Origin of the sequence: Sphingobium fuliginis, assembly GCF_015074805.1 — a bacterium.
Taxonomy (GTDB): domain Bacteria; phylum Pseudomonadota; class Alphaproteobacteria; order Sphingomonadales; family Sphingomonadaceae; genus Sphingobium; species Sphingobium fuliginis.
In genome coordinates this window covers 1018411-1032845 of record NZ_CP060035.1, presented here as the reverse complement: position 1 = coordinate 1032845, position 14435 = coordinate 1018411, and the positions used below count along the sequence as shown (strand labels likewise).

At 62.9% G+C, this 14435-nt stretch carries 16 protein-coding genes; 9 read left to right on the top strand and 7 right to left on the bottom strand.

From position 1 onward, the window contains the following. The first annotated feature begins 228 nt into the window (after positions 1-228). Complete coding sequence (locus tag H5V43_RS04870) at positions 229-1548, top strand: dicarboxylate/amino acid:cation symporter (RefSeq protein ID WP_025549078.1); 1320 nt, start codon at positions 229-231, stop codon at positions 1546-1548. Here the strand turns inward: H5V43_RS04870 and H5V43_RS04865 are convergent. Next, positions 1500-1922, bottom strand: coding sequence for a VOC family protein (locus tag H5V43_RS04865; protein WP_044662029.1), 423 nt, complete (start codon positions 1920-1922; stop codon positions 1500-1502). The two genes, H5V43_RS04870 and H5V43_RS04865, sit on opposite strands and share 49 nt — an antisense overlap. A gap of 62 nt (positions 1923-1984) precedes the next feature. On the opposite strand from H5V43_RS04865, the gene trmFO reads away from it, so the two are divergent. Further along, complete coding sequence (gene trmFO, locus H5V43_RS04860; RefSeq protein ID WP_173676445.1) at positions 1985-3337, top strand: methylenetetrahydrofolate--tRNA-(uracil(54)-C(5))-methyltransferase (FADH(2)-oxidizing) TrmFO; 1353 nt, start codon at positions 1985-1987, stop codon at positions 3335-3337. Between the two features lie 4 nt (positions 3338-3341). Here trmFO and H5V43_RS04855 read toward each other — a convergent pair whose 3' ends face one another. Both H5V43_RS04855 and H5V43_RS04850 read right to left on the bottom strand, forming a co-directional pair. Beyond that, positions 3342-3806, bottom strand: a complete 465-nt coding sequence (locus tag H5V43_RS04855; RefSeq protein ID WP_025549075.1) for an EF-hand domain-containing protein — start codon at positions 3804-3806, stop codon at positions 3342-3344. A 10-nt stretch (positions 3807-3816) separates the two neighbouring features. Beyond that, complete coding sequence (locus H5V43_RS04850; RefSeq protein WP_025549074.1) at positions 3817-4458, bottom strand: hypothetical protein; 642 nt, start codon at positions 4456-4458, stop codon at positions 3817-3819. A 147-nt stretch (positions 4459-4605) separates the two neighbouring features. Between H5V43_RS04850 and H5V43_RS04845 the strand changes: the two genes are divergently transcribed. Genes H5V43_RS04845 through H5V43_RS04835 form a run of 3 tightly spaced genes read left to right on the top strand, consistent with a single transcriptional unit; the run spans position 4606 to position 7948 of the window. Further along, a complete protein-coding gene (locus tag H5V43_RS04845; protein WP_025549073.1) occupies positions 4606-6657 on the top strand; it encodes a Tad domain-containing protein in 2052 nt (683 codons plus the stop codon). After that, the gene (locus H5V43_RS04840; protein WP_244968666.1) at positions 6552-7268 is read left to right on the top strand and encodes a TadE/TadG family type IV pilus assembly protein; all 717 of its coding nucleotides are present in this window, start codon (positions 6552-6554) and stop codon (positions 7266-7268) included. The genes H5V43_RS04845 and H5V43_RS04840 overlap by 106 nt, the downstream gene beginning before the upstream one ends. Further along, positions 7265-7948: a TadE/TadG family type IV pilus assembly protein gene (locus tag H5V43_RS04835; protein WP_025549070.1), complete on the top strand. Its 684-nt coding sequence runs from the start codon at positions 7265-7267 to the stop codon at positions 7946-7948. Before H5V43_RS04840 ends, H5V43_RS04835 begins: the two co-directional genes overlap by 4 nt. Before the next feature lie 34 nt (positions 7949-7982). Here H5V43_RS04835 and H5V43_RS04830 read toward each other — a convergent pair whose 3' ends face one another. From H5V43_RS04830 to eno, 4 genes are all read right to left on the bottom strand, one after another. Then, the gene (locus tag H5V43_RS04830; RefSeq protein WP_025549069.1) at positions 7983-9374 is read right to left on the bottom strand and encodes a pyruvate dehydrogenase complex E1 component subunit beta; all 1392 of its coding nucleotides are present in this window, start codon (positions 9372-9374) and stop codon (positions 7983-7985) included. Further along, a complete protein-coding gene (gene pdhA / locus H5V43_RS04825) occupies positions 9374-10450 on the bottom strand; it encodes a pyruvate dehydrogenase (acetyl-transferring) E1 component subunit alpha (protein WP_025549067.1) in 1077 nt (358 codons plus the stop codon). The genes H5V43_RS04830 and pdhA overlap by 1 nt, the downstream gene beginning before the upstream one ends. Positions 10451-10576: 126 nt before the next feature. Next, positions 10577-10888 carry an FtsB family cell division protein gene (locus tag H5V43_RS04820; RefSeq protein ID WP_025549066.1) on the bottom strand — a complete coding sequence of 104 codons (312 nt, stop codon included), beginning with the start codon at positions 10886-10888 and terminating at the stop codon, positions 10577-10579. Between the two features lie 77 nt (positions 10889-10965). After that, on the bottom strand, positions 10966-12240 hold the full coding sequence (gene eno, locus H5V43_RS04815) for a phosphopyruvate hydratase (protein ID WP_025549065.1): 1275 nt from the start codon (positions 12238-12240) through the stop codon (positions 10966-10968). 223 nt (positions 12241-12463) lie between these two features. On the opposite strand from eno, the gene H5V43_RS04810 reads away from it, so the two are divergent. From H5V43_RS04810 to H5V43_RS04795, 4 genes are all read left to right on the top strand, one after another. Then, entirely contained in the window at positions 12464-13084 is a 621-nt protein-coding gene (locus H5V43_RS04810; RefSeq protein WP_025549063.1) for a hypothetical protein, read from the top strand. Positions 13085-13181: 97 nt separating this feature from the next. Next, positions 13182-13496 (top strand): phage holin family protein, encoded by a 315-nt coding sequence (locus H5V43_RS04805; RefSeq protein ID WP_099185812.1) that lies wholly within the window; start codon positions 13182-13184, stop codon positions 13494-13496. Further along, a complete protein-coding gene (locus H5V43_RS04800) occupies positions 13493-13816 on the top strand; it encodes a hypothetical protein (protein WP_025549060.1) in 324 nt (107 codons plus the stop codon). Before H5V43_RS04805 ends, H5V43_RS04800 begins: the two co-directional genes overlap by 4 nt. Beyond that, the gene (locus H5V43_RS04795) at positions 13809-14396 is read left to right on the top strand and encodes a DUF883 family protein (protein WP_099185813.1); all 588 of its coding nucleotides are present in this window, start codon (positions 13809-13811) and stop codon (positions 14394-14396) included. Before H5V43_RS04800 ends, H5V43_RS04795 begins: the two co-directional genes overlap by 8 nt. Positions 14397-14435 lie beyond the last annotated feature (39 nt).

Below are 14435 nucleotides of genomic sequence, written 5' to 3'. Positions count from 1 at the left end.
CGGAGCGGTCAGGACCGCAAGAACCGCCCGCCATTTCCTCAAATCGCATCTCCTGCTGGACCAAGGACCATTCTGTGGCATAGTGGATTGCGACAGCCAATCCGTTTGCTGTCCCAGTTGCGGAAAGAGGGCGTCCTTATCCGCGTTCACCCCCATAAAGAATTGCTTGCGCGCATTTGACGGCATCGCTCACCATATCGCGCGCCGGTCGCCCGAAGGAATGCACCCATGGCCATCAACTATCGCAGTTTCGGATTTCAGGTTCTGGTCGGCATGGCGGTCGGCCTGTTGCTCGGTCTGGCGGCGCGAGCCATGGGAACCGCGCCGGACGGCGACCTCAACTGGCTGGCGACCGCGCTCAAGACGACGGGGTCAATCTTCGTTTCCCTGCTGAAGGCCGTGGTGCCGCCGCTGGTGTTCGCGGCCATCGTCGCCTCCATCGCCAATCTGCGCGCGCTCGACAATGCGGCGCGGCTGGCGGGGCAGACCCTGCTCTGGTTCGCAATCACGGCGCTGATCGCGGTCGTCATCGGCCTTGCCATCGGCCTGATCGTCCAGCCGGGCTCTGGCCTGCACGGGCAGGCGCTGGCGATCGGCAAGACGGACTCCGTCGGCGGCTGGCTCGATTTCCTGAAGGGGCTGGTTCCCGGCAACAGCTTCGCCCTGTCCGCCAGCACCAAGCTGAACGATGGCGGCGCGACCACCACGCTTTCCTTCAACATCCTGCAATTGCTGGTGATCTCCATCGCCGTCGGCCTCGCCACCTTGAAGGTCGGGGAGAAGGCAGAGCCTTTCCTGGCCTTCGTCCGCTCCCTGCTGGCGGTGGTCCGCGCCATCCTGGGCTGGATCATCCGGCTGACGCCCATCGGTTCCGCCGCCCTGATCGGCAGCGCCATCGCCACCTATGGCTGGAGCGCGCTCGCCCAGCTCGGCGGTTTTGCCGGAGCGGTCTATCTGGGCCTCGCGCTGGTGCTGCTGGTCGTCTATCCGCTGCTGCTGACGGCAAACGGGCTCAGGCCGATGCCCTTCTTCGCCAAGGCGTGGCCGGCGATCCAGCTCGGTTTCGTTTCGCGATCCTCGGTCGGCACCCTGCCCGTCACCGAAGCCGTGACGGAGCGCATGGGCGTGGAAAGGGGCTATGCCGCCTTCGCCATTCCGCTGGCGTCGACCACCAAGATGGACGGCTGCGCCTCCATCTATCCGGCGCTGGCGGCGATCTTCGTGGCGGGCTTCTACGGCATTCCCCTTCATGCGGCGGATTATGCGCTGATCGTCTTCGTTTCCGTCGTCGGATCGGCCGCGACGGCGGGCCTGACCGGCGCGATCGTGATGCTGACGCTGACGCTTTCCACGCTCGGCCTGCCGCTGGAGGGCGCCGGACTGCTGCTGGCCATCGATCCGATCCTCGACATGGGCCGCACCGCCGTCAATGTCGCCGGGCAGGTGCTGGTCGCCACCATCGTCGCCAAGCGGGAGGGGATTTTGGACGAGAGCGCCTATTATGGCGCATCCCCGTCCACCGAAGCGCTCGGCTCCTCCATCGCATAGCATACCGCCTCCACATTGATGCCGTCGGGGTCGAGGATGAAGGCGGCGTAATAGCTCGCGCCATAGCGGGGCCGCAGGCCGGGCGCGCCATTATCCTTGCCCCCGGCGCGCAGCCCCGCCGCGTGAAAGGCGTGGACCATCGCCCGGTTCTCGACCCGGAAGGCGACATGCGTCCCCTCACCCACCGCTTCATTGTCACCGAACCAGAAGAAGGCGTCCTCATCCCGGCCATAGCCATGGGCATCCCCGCCGCTGCCATTTTCCGCCGCAGCGACCGTCCGCAACCGCCTGAGGCCGATCGCGCCCAGCAGTTCATCGTAGAAATCGCGCGATCGTCCGGCATCACTGACCGCAAAGCCGATATGGTCGATCATTTTGCGCTCTCCTTTTTCTCGCTTTTGACCTAAACGCCCCACCACAACGCATGAATTGAAGAATGGGCAAAGTGGCGAAGCATCAGGTTCACATCATCGGCGGCGGCATGGCAGGCACGGAAGCGGCATGGCAATTGGCGCAGGCCGGCGTGAAGGTCCGCCTGTCGGAAATGCGCGGGAGCGGCGACATGACGCCCGCGCATCAGACCGAGGGGCTGGCTGAACTGGTCTGCTCCAACAGCTTCCGCTCCGACGATGCGGACAAGAATGCCGTGGGGCTGCTGCATCAGGAGATGCGGCGGCTGGGCTCCCTCATCATGGCGCAGGCGGAACCGGCCAAGGTTCCCGCCGGGTCGGCCCTGGCCGTCGACCGCCACATCTTTTCCGAAGGCGTCACCCGGGCACTGGCCGGGCATCCCAATGTGGAGATCGTGCGCGAACGCATCGACACGTTGCCGACAGAGGGCATGACCATCGTCGCCACCGGCCCGCTGACCGCCCCCGCTCTGGCCGCCAGCATCGGGCAGGCGGCGGGCATCGACCATCTCGCCTTTTTCGACGCCATCGCGCCGGTCGTGCATTTCGACAGCATCGACATGGACAAATGCTGGATGGCCAATCGCTGGGACAAGATCGGCCCCGGCGGCGGCGAGGGGAAGGACTATATCAACTGCCCCATGAACAGGGAGCAGTATCAGGCCTTCGTCCAGGGCCTGCTCGACGGCGAGAAGAGCGACTTCAAGGAATGGGAAAAGGACACCCCCTATTTCGAGGGCTGCATGCCCATCGAAGTCATGGCGTCGCGTGGCCCGGAAACATTGCGCCACGGACCGATGAAGCCGATGGGCCTGGACGATCCGCGCACCGGCCGCTGGCCCTATGCGGTGGTGCAGCTGCGGCAGGACAATGCGTCGGGCACGCTGTGGAACATGGTCGGTTTCCAGACCAAGCTGAAGCATGGCGCGCAGGTCGAACTGTTCCGCACCATCCCCGGTCTGGAAAAGGCGGAATTCGCCCGGCTGGGCGGGCTCCACCGCAACACCTTCATCCAGAGCCCCAAGCTGCTGGACGGCACCTTGCGCCTGAAAAGCGCCCCGCATATCCGCTTTGCCGGACAGGTCACGGGCTGCGAGGGCTATGTCGAGAGCGCGGCCATAGGCCTGCTCGCCGGGCGCTTTGCCGCGGCGGAGATATTGGGCCGGCCGCTCGCGCCGCTGCCGCCGGAAACCGCGCTCGGCGCGCTGCTGGGCCATGTGACCGGCAATGTCGAGACGGCGGATTACCAGCCGATGAACGTCAATTTCGGCCTCTTCCCCCCGCTCGACGACGTGAAGAAGAAGCAGCGCAAGGAAGCCATGACATCCCGCGCCCGCGCCGCGCTGGGCGCCTGGCTGGGCGAACTTCAGCCGGCCTGACGTTTCAGCATCTGCATTTGGCGGCGGCCGCGCGTTTCGGCGCGGTCGTCGCGAATTCCGCTGGGGTCAGCCTGCCGTCGCCATTGCCGTCCGCCTTGGCAAAGCGATCCGACGTCGTCACCGCCCACTCCTCGAAGGAGAGGAGATTGTCATTGTCGCGGTCCAGCGCTTTGAACGCCTTGACGCGGCTGCCCATCATCTCGACCCGCGTGATGAAGCCGTCGCGATTGCGGTCGTAGCGGCCAAAGCGCTTCTGCTCGCGGCTTTGCGGCGACGCTTCGCCGGGCATGGGCGGCGCATCGCCCGAAGCGTCCGGATCGCCTTCCGGCAGGGCGTCGACAGCGGGCGGCGGGGGCGATCCGATCAGGGGCTGGGGAACGGGTTCATTGTTCGCCCGCCCCTGCCACCAGAACAGCCCACCCGCCGCCAGCAGCAATGCGGCCATCGCGCCCCCCAGAACTCGTTCCACACTATCCCCCTTATCGCCCCAACAATGCGATGCGCACCAATCGCCAATATAGCGCAGCGGTCAATCCCGCCGGCGCACATCGGCCTTCCTCTATGTCGCGGCGCGCGAGCTGATAGGCGATCCGCAACGGGCGCCATTGCTTTGGCCAAGCCGGCCTGCCGCTGGTTATATATCCTCGCGCCAGTTCGATTGCCCTGCCCGCGACTTCCCGGTCCGCACCATGTCCGGACAAATCCCACAACGCCCAGGCCGCCCCCGCGCGGTCGAGCCAGGATGGAATATCCTCCCGCCCCGCCAACGCCCGAAACAGGCCACCGCCTCGTCCCTCCGCATAACCGGAAAGATCGACCTCCCCGATCAGCGCCTCCCAGCCGTCAAGCCATTGCGACAGGCCGCACGGCGGCAGGGCGTCCAGCTTCCGCATCGCATCGATCAACGGCTCGCCGCGCCCTTTGACGCCGCTTTCATCGGTCAGGGCATCGTTCCACCAGGCCAGTCGCATCTGCCCGATGATCGGCTCGCTCGTCGTCGCCACAAGCCGCGAGAATCGGGCATCGAGCGCCCAGATCAACCGATGACGCGGCGCATCAGGGCCGGCATAGGCGCTGAGCAGCGACGGCAATGGGGCGAGATCGTCGCTCACAATATCCATCCGCCTATATCGATGGAAATGGATTTGGCCGAAATTATCAGCTTTTTAACCCCAACCGGCATAGTGATCCTGGCAACTGCCCCTGGATGGGCATGGGGCTGCCCTGCCTGAATTGGGGGTGCGGGGCAAGTAAAGGCAGAGCGGATTATGAGCGACCGGATCAAGCGCGCGCTGTTCATTCTGATGCGGCTTTATCACAATCAGGCGGGGAATACCCTGGCCATGGTGGCGGCTGCTGTCCTTCCGCTTATGGGATTGATCGGCGGCGGTGTCGACATGAGCCGCATCTATCTGACGAAGTCGAGGCTGCAGCAAGCCTGCGACGCCGGCGCACTTGCCGGCCGCAAAACCATGGGCGGCGGCGCATGGGCCGCCAACAACAACCAGGCGCTGAATGCCGCAAACGGGATGTTCGACGCCAATTTCCGGCCAGGCTCCTATGGCAGCGGAACGGTGATGCGATCGTTCAGCGAGTCCGCGGGAAAGGTTACCGGCACGGCGTCTGTGCCGCTGCCGATGGCGATCATGCGGATTTTCGGCATTAATTCCAAAACAATCGAGGTCGCTTGCGACGCCGAAATGCGCCTGCCGAATACCGATGTGATGTTCGTGTTGGACGTGACCGGGTCGATGGGACAGGCGATCTCTGGCGACACCGAAACCAAAATAGTTGGCCTCCGTCGTGCGGTGCGCTGCTTTTACGAGATAGTGGCTCGCCTGGACACTGTTGCCCAATGCGACGGTGACGCGCCCTCTGGCGGTACAAGCGCGGAGACGCAAATACGGTTCGGGTTTGTCCCTTATGATACGAACGTCAACGTCGGCAAACTGCTGCCTTCGAACTGGTTCAAGGACTTCGCAACCTATCAGTCGCGCGAGCGAACAGTTGTGTACGGCAAGGTCGTGTCTACTGAAGACGTTGGCAAGACTGACTGGGCAAACATAAGCTGGACTGACAAGTCTGCCAGGACAGCTACGGAGGCGCTGTGTAAATCGACCTATGTGGAGCCCGGAGAACTGACCGCTTCCACCGCAGCTCTCACCAATGGCATGAATGAGACAAATGGAGGCGTTCAGGGTAACGGCAATTGGCAGGCATCGCAGAAATGGAAGGATGATCAGCGCGAATTCACAAGTTGGGTTTCCGGAAACAACGGATGCAAGTATAGAATTCGTTCTCGATCTTACACGCGCTGGTACACCTATGTCAGCACATTCCAGTTCGATCCCAATGCCGTCACCTTCAATGCGTGGCGATATCATCCGGTGCAAGTCGATCTGCGCGCCCTCAAGAATGGCACGGGCTGGAATTCACCCGCTTCGCTCGTGCTGCCTGTCGGAACAACGGGTCTAGATACGACAGACAAGGTGTCCAGCACCAACTATTCGGACCAGACAATCTCTTGGGATGGGTGCATAGAGGAACGCAGAACCGTAGCGGCGACAAGCTACATGCCTCGTCCTGACGATGCGCTCGACCTAGATCTCGATACTCCGCCGACCAACGACCCTGACACCCAGTGGGCGCCTGCGTTGGGCCAGATCATCTATAAAAGGGGGGCCTCCTTCAGTGATCCAACGACAAGAAACCGGTCTGAAGTAGTTACCTTCTACAACAAGTTCGGCAAAGGATCCTACACCTGCACAACGGCAGCGGCGCATTTGCTCGAGCCGTGGCCCAACGCATCGGCCTTCGACAGCTATGTGGACACCTTAACACCGGGAGGTGCCACCTATCACGATATAGGCCTCATTTGGGGCGGGAGATTGCTATCGCCGACCGGCCTGTTTGCAGCGAATAACGCGACGACTCCGCGCGGCGGTGAAATACAACGTCATTTAATCTTCATGACTGATGGCGAAGCCAATGCCGAAGTCGACACCTACCAAGCCTATGGCATTCCCTATTGGGACCGACGGCAAACCACAGATACCCAGACTGAGGATCTACCAAACCTGGACGCTACCCTGACCCAGCAGATCAATCTGCGTACCCAAGCAGCGTGCGCGGCAATCAAGAACATGCCCAATACCACTGTGTGGGTTGTCTGGTTCGGTACCAAGAACACTACCATCGAAAACATGCTGAAGTCATGCGCCAGCAAGGATCGCTTCTTCTCGGCCCAGAGTTCGGCAGCCCTGCAACAGACTTTCCGCAATATCGCCAATCAGATTTCCCAACTCAGGCTGACAAGCTGATGTCAGTGGCAGCGCTTTTCCGTCGATCCAGCGATCAGCGAGGCACCGCCATCACGGAATTCGGGCTGATCGCGCCCGTGTTCCTGCTGCTGATGCTTGGCGCGCTGGACTTGGCGCATACGCTGTACATGCAGGGCGTGCTTCAGGGCGTGGTGCAAAAGGCGGCGCGGGATTCAACGCTGGAAAGCGGTCAGGAAGAGGCGACGCAGTTGGCCATCAACCAGAAGATCGAAGATCAGGTGAAGCGGCTGGCGGCCAATGCCGAAGTGAGAATCAGCCGTCGCAACTTCTATTCCTACACGAAAGCAGCCCAGGCAGTCGCAGAACCTTATAATGACAATAACGGTAACGGCAAATGCGATGATGGCGAACCGTTTCAGGACAATAATGCCAATGGCGTTCGGGATGCGGACGGGGGCAGCGAAGGTCAGGGCGGCACCCAGGCAGCCGTGGTCATGATCGTGGACGTCCAATATCCCCGCTTCTTCCCTCTGGACAAGATGATCGGCCTACCCGGCAAGGTCCATCTCTCGGCAAAGACCGTGCTGACCAACCAGCCCTATGGCCAGAAACCCGGCGAACCTGTTTCCGTCGTGAGGAATTGCCCATGAGGAGGAACAGCAATATTTTTGCGCGCTGTTCGAACTGGATTTGTGGTCTAAGCCGCGCGCAGAACGGCATCGCGGTGGTCGAATTCGCCCTATGTCTGCCATTCGTCCTGGTGGCTACTCTTACGGCTGCCGAGCTGGCCAACTATACAGTCACCAAAATGCGCGTCAGCCAGTTGGCGTTACGGCTCGCGGATGATGGTTCCCGTATTGGGACAGGCGACCTGTTATCAACCAAACAGATAACGGAAGCACAAATAAATGATCTGATGACCGGTGCCGACCTTCAGGGTTCCGCCCTGGGCCTGTTTTCCAACGGCAAGGTCGTCCTCACCAGCCTTGAACCAGTGGCCAATCCCAACACAACCGATCGCTACCGCATCCGTTGGCAGCGATGCCGGGGCGGCCTGACCTACTCTTCCGGCTTCGGCAAGCAGGGTGACACCAACCTGACAGGCATTTCGGTCAATGGCCAAACCCTCAAGGCTCCAGAGGGGGGCGCTGTCATCCTTGCCGAGGTGGCGTATAGATATCAGCCGCTGATCGGATCGCGCTGGCTCAACTTGTCGAGCATGGTTGAGACCGCAGGGATGTATGTCCGGGACAATCGCGAATATGCAGGACCAACAGGCGGCGTAGGCATCTACAACCCGGAAAATGTGACGGCATCGACCTGTAGTTGATGGGGAGCCGCACGTGCCGCTCCCCATCCGCATTTCACCGATAACAAACCTTCTTCGCCGCAGCGACAACCCGCGCCGCATCGATAAGCGCCGCCTTTTCCAGATTCGCCGCATAGGGCAGCGGCACATCCTCATTGGTCACGCGCAGCACAGGGGCGTCCAGATCGTCGAAACCCTGTTCCATCACCACCGCCGCGATCTCAGACGCGATCGAGCAGACCGGCCAGCCCTCTTCCACCACCACCAGGCGATTGGTCTTCTTCAGACTCTCCAGCACAGTCGCGGTATCGAGCGGGCGTAGCGTGCGCAGGTCGATGACCTCCGCATCGATGCCTTCACCGGCCAAAGCCTCCGCCGCTTCCAGCGCCACGCCAACGCCGATGGAGTAGCTGACCAGCGTCACATCCTTGCCTTCGCGGACGATGCGCGCCTTGCCGATGGGGAGGACATAATCGTCCACCTTGGGCACGTCGAAGCTGCGGCCATAGACCAGTTCGTTCTCAAGGAACACGACCGGATCGTCCGAACGGATCGCCGCCTTGAGCAGGCCCTTGGCGTCGGCCGAGTCATAGGGCGCGATGACGATGAGCCCGGGAACCGACGCATACCAGGGACCGTAATTCTGGCTATGCTGCGCGGCGACGCGGCTGGCCGCGCCATTGGGACCGCGGAACACGATCGGACAGCGCATCTGGCCGCCGGACATGTAATTGGTCTTGGCGGCCGAATTGATGATATGGTCGATCGCCTGCATCGCGAAGTTGAAGGTCATGAACTCGACGATCGGCTTCAATCCGCCCATCGCCGCGCCCGCGCCTATGCCGGCAAAGCCATATTCGGTGATCGGCGTATCGATGACGCGCCTGTCGCCAAATTCCTCCAGCAGGCCCTGTGTGACCTTATAGGCGCCCTGATATTCGGCCACCTCTTCACCCATGACGAAGACGCGCTCGTCCCGCCGCATTTCCTCGGCCATGGCGTCGCGCAGCGCTTCGCGAACGGTGGTCTTGATATATTCGGTACCCTCGGGCAGCGCCGGGTCCTTGACGGTCGCCTTCGCCTCGGTCGCAAGCTTCGACGTGCCGCTTTCGGCCTTCCTGAGTGCCGGAGCGGCTTCAGGCGCGGCGGGAGGCGCACTTTCGGCGGCCTTCGGCGCCTGTGCGGCCTCGCCACCCTCGCCTGCCCCATCTGCCGCCATCGTTGCGATGACGGTGCCGACCTTCACGCCTTCAGTCCCCTCGGCCACCATGATCTGGCCGATCTTGCCTTCATCGACGGCTTCGAATTCCATCGTCGCCTTGTCGGTCTCGATCTCGGCCAATATGTCGCCCGAGCGGACCTCGTCCCCTTCCTTTACCAGCCACTTCGCCAACGTGCCTTCCTCCATCGTCGGGGAAAGCGCCGGCATCTTGATTTCGATACCCATTAATATTGCTCCACCAGCACGTCGGTATAAAGGTCGTGCAGTTCCGGTTCGGGAGAGGTTTCAGCGAAATCCGCCGCGTCACTGACGATCTTGCGGATGTCCTGGTCGATCTTCTTGAGTTCGTCCTCGACGACGCCCATGTCGGCCAGATATTTCTTGACGCCTTCGATCGGGTCGGACTTTTCGCGCATCGACTGCACTTCCTCGCGCGACCGGTATTTGGCCGGGTCGGACATGGAATGGCCGCGATAGCGATAGGTCTTCATTTCCAGCAGGATCGGACCGTTGCCCGCCTGCACCCATTTCAGCGCCTCTTCCGTCGCGCCGCGCACCGCCAGCACGTCCATGCCGTTCACCTGGATGCCGGGAATGCGGAAACTTTCGCCGCGCCGGTAAAGCTGGTCTTCCGCCGAGGAGCGGTTGACGCTGGTGCCCATGGCATATTGATTGTTCTCGATCACGAAGATGATCGGCAGCTTCCACAGCTCGGCCATGTTGAAGCTTTCGTAGACCTGGCCCTGATTGGCGGCGCCATCTCCGAAATAGGCGACGCAGACGCCGCCGTCATTATTATACTTGTGCGCGAAGCCGAGACCGGCGCCAAGCGACACCTGGGCGCCGACGATGCCGTGGCCGCCATAGAATTTATGCTCGACGCTGAACATGTGCATCGAACCGCCCTTGCCGCGCGAAATGCCCGCTTCGCGGCCGGTCAGTTCAGCCATGATGACGTTGGGATCGATGCCATAGGCCAGCATGTGGCCATGGTCGCGATAGCCGGTGATGACGCTGTCCTTGCCGGGCTGGAGCGCCGACTGGATGCCGACGGCAACCGCTTCCTGCCCGATATAGAGGTGGCAGAAGCCGCCGATCAGGCCCAGGCCGTAAAGCTGGCCGGCCTTTTCCTCGAAACGGCGGATCAGGACCATCTGCCGGTAGAATTCCAGCAGCTCTTCCTTGCTGGCCTTATAATCTTTGGGAGTGTCGGGGCGAGGCCGGTTATGGTCCGCGCCGGCGGCGGGTGCAGCCGCCTTTGCCTTTGCGCGTGAAGGACGCGGCGTCGTTGGTTTCGCCAAGGCTCTTATCCTTTTGCGTGGGTGAGGATGGAAGGAAGGCCGGTATAGCGGCAGTCCGCCCCCAAATGCAACGCGGCATGGGGCACAGGAACGCGGCAAAAGCGATCGGCCAGCCGTCGGGAAAGGTCAGTTCAGCGGGACGATCACTTCATCATGATGGACGACGCCCAGCTCCCGCCGGATCAGTTCATCGGAAAGATCGGGATCGACGCGCCGGGGATCGAGCAGGTCCACCCGGTTCTTCAACTCTTGCCGGCTGGCCTGAACCTGCTTCAGTTCAGACTGGGCATGATGGAGCTGCCGCTTGTAATCGCCCCATGCCAGAACCCCGTTGGAGCCCAGCACCACATAGCCTGCGAAGAAGAGAAGAAGAAGCACCGCAATCGCCGGACCGAAGGCCGAAAAAAGCAACATGCGGAGTTTCGCGATATGCGCCATGGACCAGTTGAATCACAGGGACGGGCCGGCCGCAAGCAAAATTTACTGCGCTTGCGACCGGATGTCGAAAATTTGATTTAGCGGAAAATCGAACGCCCGGCGTAAAGCGCGACATCGCCCAGTTCTTCTTCGATCCGGATGAGCTGGTTATACTTGGCGAGCCGGTCCGAACGGGCGAGCGAACCGGTCTTGATCTGGCCGCAATTGGTGGCGACGGCCAGATCGGCAATCGTCGCGTCCTCGGTCTCGCCGGAACGGTGCGACATCACGGCGGTGTAGCGCGCCCGATGGGCCATGTCGACGGCCGCCAGCGTTTCAGTGAGCGAACCGATCTGGTTCACCTTGACCAGCAGCGAATTGGCGAGGCCCTTGCCGATGCCCATTTCCAGACGCCTGGGATTGGTCACGAAAAGGTCGTCGCCCACCAGCTGGACCTTGCCCCCGATCTTGTCGGTCAGCGCCTTCCAGCCCTCGAAATCATCCTCGCTCATGCCGTCCTCGATCGACTTGATCGGATAGTCGGCGCAAAGGGCCGCGAGATAATCGGCCATTTCGACCGGGCTGAGCGACAGGCCTTCGCCCGAAATCTCATACTTGCCGTTCCTGAAGAATTCGGTCGCCGCGCAGTCCAGCGCCAGCACGACGTCGTCGCCCGGCTTGTAGCCCGCCTTCTCCACCGACAGCATGATGAAGTCGAGCGCATCGCGGGTCGAGGCAATGTTGGGCGCGAAACCGCCTTCATCGCCAACGGAGGTGGCCAGTCCCTTGTCGTGCAGGCCCTTCTTCAGCGTATGGAAGATTTCCGAACCGATCCGCACGGCGTCGGCAATGCTCTCCGCGCCGACCGGCATGATCATGAATTCCTGGAAGTCGATCGGATTGTCGGCATGTTCGCCGCCGTTGATGATGTTCATCATCGGCACCGGCAGCACATGCGCATTGACGCCGCCGACATAGCGATAGAGGGGCAGGCCGCGCGCATCGGCGGCCGCCTTCGCCACCGCCAGGCTGACGCCCAGGATCGCGTTGGCGCCCAGGTTCGACTTGTTCTCCGTCCCGTCGAGCGCGATCATCGCAGCATCGACCTCCGCCTGATCCTCGGCATCCAGGCCGATGATCTGCTCGGCAATCTGGTCATTGACGGCGGCGACGGCGGCGAGCACGCCCTTGCCCAGATATTTGGCGGCGTCCCCATCCCGCTTTTCCACCGCTTCATAGGCGCCGGTCGAAGCGCCCGAAGGCACGGCGGCGCGGCCGAAGCTGCCATCCTCCAGCATCACGTCGACTTCGACGGTCGGATTGCCGCGGCTGTCCAGAATCTGGCGGGCATGAATATCGAGAATGGCTGTCATGGTCGCTCCTTGGAGTGGCTCTGGGGACTGGCTCTGGTCGCTTTTCGCGCCCCGCTTAGCCACCGCCTCCCCGCTTGGCAATGCAGGGGCTTGCAAGGACTCGAAAAATGCCGATGCTCAAAATAGTAACGGCAACGGAACTGTGGGCGGTGGCGAAGCATTAGAGGCAGAGCCGCCCGCCCGCACAGCGATTCCACCGTATTTCAAAGGGAGACTTAGGACGATGGCCGACACCCCGGAAACCCCGCCCGCCAAGCGCGCCAGAAAGGCCAGCCCCGCCAAGGCGCCCAAGGCCAAGCCGGCCAAGGCCGCCCTGTCCGGCACGCTGGTGAAGGCCGCGCCCGTCAAGACCACCACCACGCGCAAGGCCGCCGCGCCCGAGACGCCGGGCAACGGCGCCGCCGCCCATGGCTGGACCGCGCAGATCGCGCCGATCAAGGCGCAAGCGGAAAAGGCTGCGAAGGCCGCCGCCGACAAGCTGAACGCCGTGGATTGGAAAGCGCATATCGACCCGCTCAAGGACCAGGCGTCCAAGACCGCAAAATCCGCCGCGGGCGTCGCCAAGGACAAGACCGGATCGGCCATGCAGAGCCTAGCGAAGCTGATTTCCGACACGGCGGGCACCGTCGATGCGAAGCTTGGCCCGCAATATGGCGACTATGCCCGCCAGGCGGCCGAATCGGTGGCCGGCGCCGCGAAGACGCTGGACAGCAAGGATGTCGACCAGTTGATGACCGAAGCGCGGGATTTCGTGCGCAAGAGCCCGGCCGTGGCCATCGGCGCTGCGGCGGTGGTCGGCTTCGTGCTGATGCGTCTTGCCAAGGGGTCGGACGAAGACGCCTGATCGCGTCCTTGCCCATTGACGGACGACAGGGCCCCGGCGCGGGGCGGAGGATATATTGACTCAAGAGCCCCTGCAGACCGAGGCACAGGAAGAGTCCGTGCGGGACGTCTTCACACGCCTGTACAGCGACGGGCGGGCCTATGCGGAAGCGGAAGTCGAACGGCAGAAGCTGCGCGCCGGCATCGTCGGCGCGGGGGTCCGCGATGCGCTGATCTTCGCGACGGCGGGCATCATGCTTGCCTTCGCGGCGATCGTCGCCGGGCTGGTGGGCATCATCTTGGCGTTGTCGCCGCTTGTCGGGCCCGGCTGGGCGACGGGCGCGGTATTCGGCGGCGCGCTGGTCATCGCGCTGCTGCTGCTGCTGGTCGCGAAGGGCCGCATCGACCGGATGAAGAAGGCGGTGAAGCCATGAAGCGCGAAGAAGCCTATCGCGATGCGGTGGCGCGGGCGGATGCGCGCAAGGCCGCGCTCATCTCCAGCGCCCTCGCCGCCAGGGCGCGCCTCACCCCCGCCCGGCTCAAGCAGGACGCGAAGGACAAGGCAACGGAAACGCTGATGGACGGCGCCGCCTATGCGGCTGCCAAGGTCCAGCAACGGCCGGCCGCCACGGCCGCGGCAACGGGCGCGCTCGCGCTCTATTTGCTGCGCCGTCCGCTCGGGGCACTTTTCCGGCAGATATACGTTCGGATAAGCAACCGCACAGAAGAGATTTCGGAGACTGACGATGGCTGACATCCGCACGCAAATCACCCGCGCCCGTGAAGCCGCGAACGACATTGCCGGGACCGCGTCCGGCAAGTTCCGCGATACGGCGGATCGCGCGAGGGAAAGCGCCGGCGACCTGATCCAGACGAGCCGTGAAAAGGCGGGCGATGCCTATGCGGACGCGCGCGACCGGTCGCAACGGATCGCGGCCCGCGCCAATGAAATCGTTCAGGAACACCCCATCGCCGCCGTCGCGGGCGCCGTCGCGGCCGGAGCCGTCATCGCATGGATGTTCCCCAAGAGCCGCGCGGCCATGAAGGCCCTGCCCGGCCTTGCCAGCAGTGCGGGCGCCAAGGTGCTGGAAGCGGCGCTCGCCGCCAGGGCCGTGGCGGCGGAAAATGCGGAAAGCCTGCGGTCGAACGCTGGCGAGGCGCTGCACAATGCGGCCGAGGGGACGAGGGAAGCGGCGGCATCGGCACGCGACAGCGTGGCGTCCGCCGACCTCGGTGCAAAGGCGTCCCGCCTTGCCGACGATGTGGCTGCGCTGGTCGCCGCGAAGGTCGACGCGCTGAGCGAAGCGGTGAAGGCCCGATTGCCAAAAACGTAATCGCGCTGCCGCCAAAAGCATGCTGATCCGGCCGCCTGC

What these genes read in the sequence shown, in the direction of transcription:
- H5V43_RS04870 (WP_025549078.1), top strand. Translation starts at nt 229, where the DNA reads ATGGCCATCAACTATCGCAGTTTCGGATTTCAGGTTCTGGTCGGCATG.
- H5V43_RS04865 (WP_044662029.1), bottom strand. Translation starts at nt 1,922, where the DNA reads ATGATCGACCATATCGGCTTTGCGGTCAGTGATGCCGGACGATCGCGC.
- trmFO (WP_173676445.1), top strand. Translation starts at nt 1,985, where the DNA reads ATGGGCAAAGTGGCGAAGCATCAGGTTCACATCATCGGCGGCGGCATG.
- H5V43_RS04850 (WP_025549074.1), bottom strand. Translation starts at nt 4,458, where the DNA reads ATGGATATTGTGAGCGACGATCTCGCCCCATTGCCGTCGCTGCTCAGC.
- H5V43_RS04845 (WP_025549073.1), top strand. Translation starts at nt 4,606, where the DNA reads ATGAGCGACCGGATCAAGCGCGCGCTGTTCATTCTGATGCGGCTTTAT.
- H5V43_RS04840 (WP_244968666.1), top strand. Translation starts at nt 6,552, where the DNA reads ATGCGCCAGCAAGGATCGCTTCTTCTCGGCCCAGAGTTCGGCAGCCCT.
- H5V43_RS04835 (WP_025549070.1), top strand. Translation starts at nt 7,265, where the DNA reads ATGAGGAGGAACAGCAATATTTTTGCGCGCTGTTCGAACTGGATTTGT.
- H5V43_RS04830 (WP_025549069.1), bottom strand. Translation starts at nt 9,374, where the DNA reads ATGGGTATCGAAATCAAGATGCCGGCGCTTTCCCCGACGATGGAGGAA.
- H5V43_RS04820 (WP_025549066.1), bottom strand. Translation starts at nt 10,888, where the DNA reads ATGGCGCATATCGCGAAACTCCGCATGTTGCTTTTTTCGGCCTTCGGT.
- eno (WP_025549065.1), bottom strand. Translation starts at nt 12,240, where the DNA reads ATGACAGCCATTCTCGATATTCATGCCCGCCAGATTCTGGACAGCCGC.
- H5V43_RS04810 (WP_025549063.1), top strand. Translation starts at nt 12,464, where the DNA reads ATGGCCGACACCCCGGAAACCCCGCCCGCCAAGCGCGCCAGAAAGGCC.
- H5V43_RS04800 (WP_025549060.1), top strand. Translation starts at nt 13,493, where the DNA reads ATGAAGCGCGAAGAAGCCTATCGCGATGCGGTGGCGCGGGCGGATGCG.
- H5V43_RS04795 (WP_099185813.1), top strand. Translation starts at nt 13,809, where the DNA reads ATGGCTGACATCCGCACGCAAATCACCCGCGCCCGTGAAGCCGCGAAC.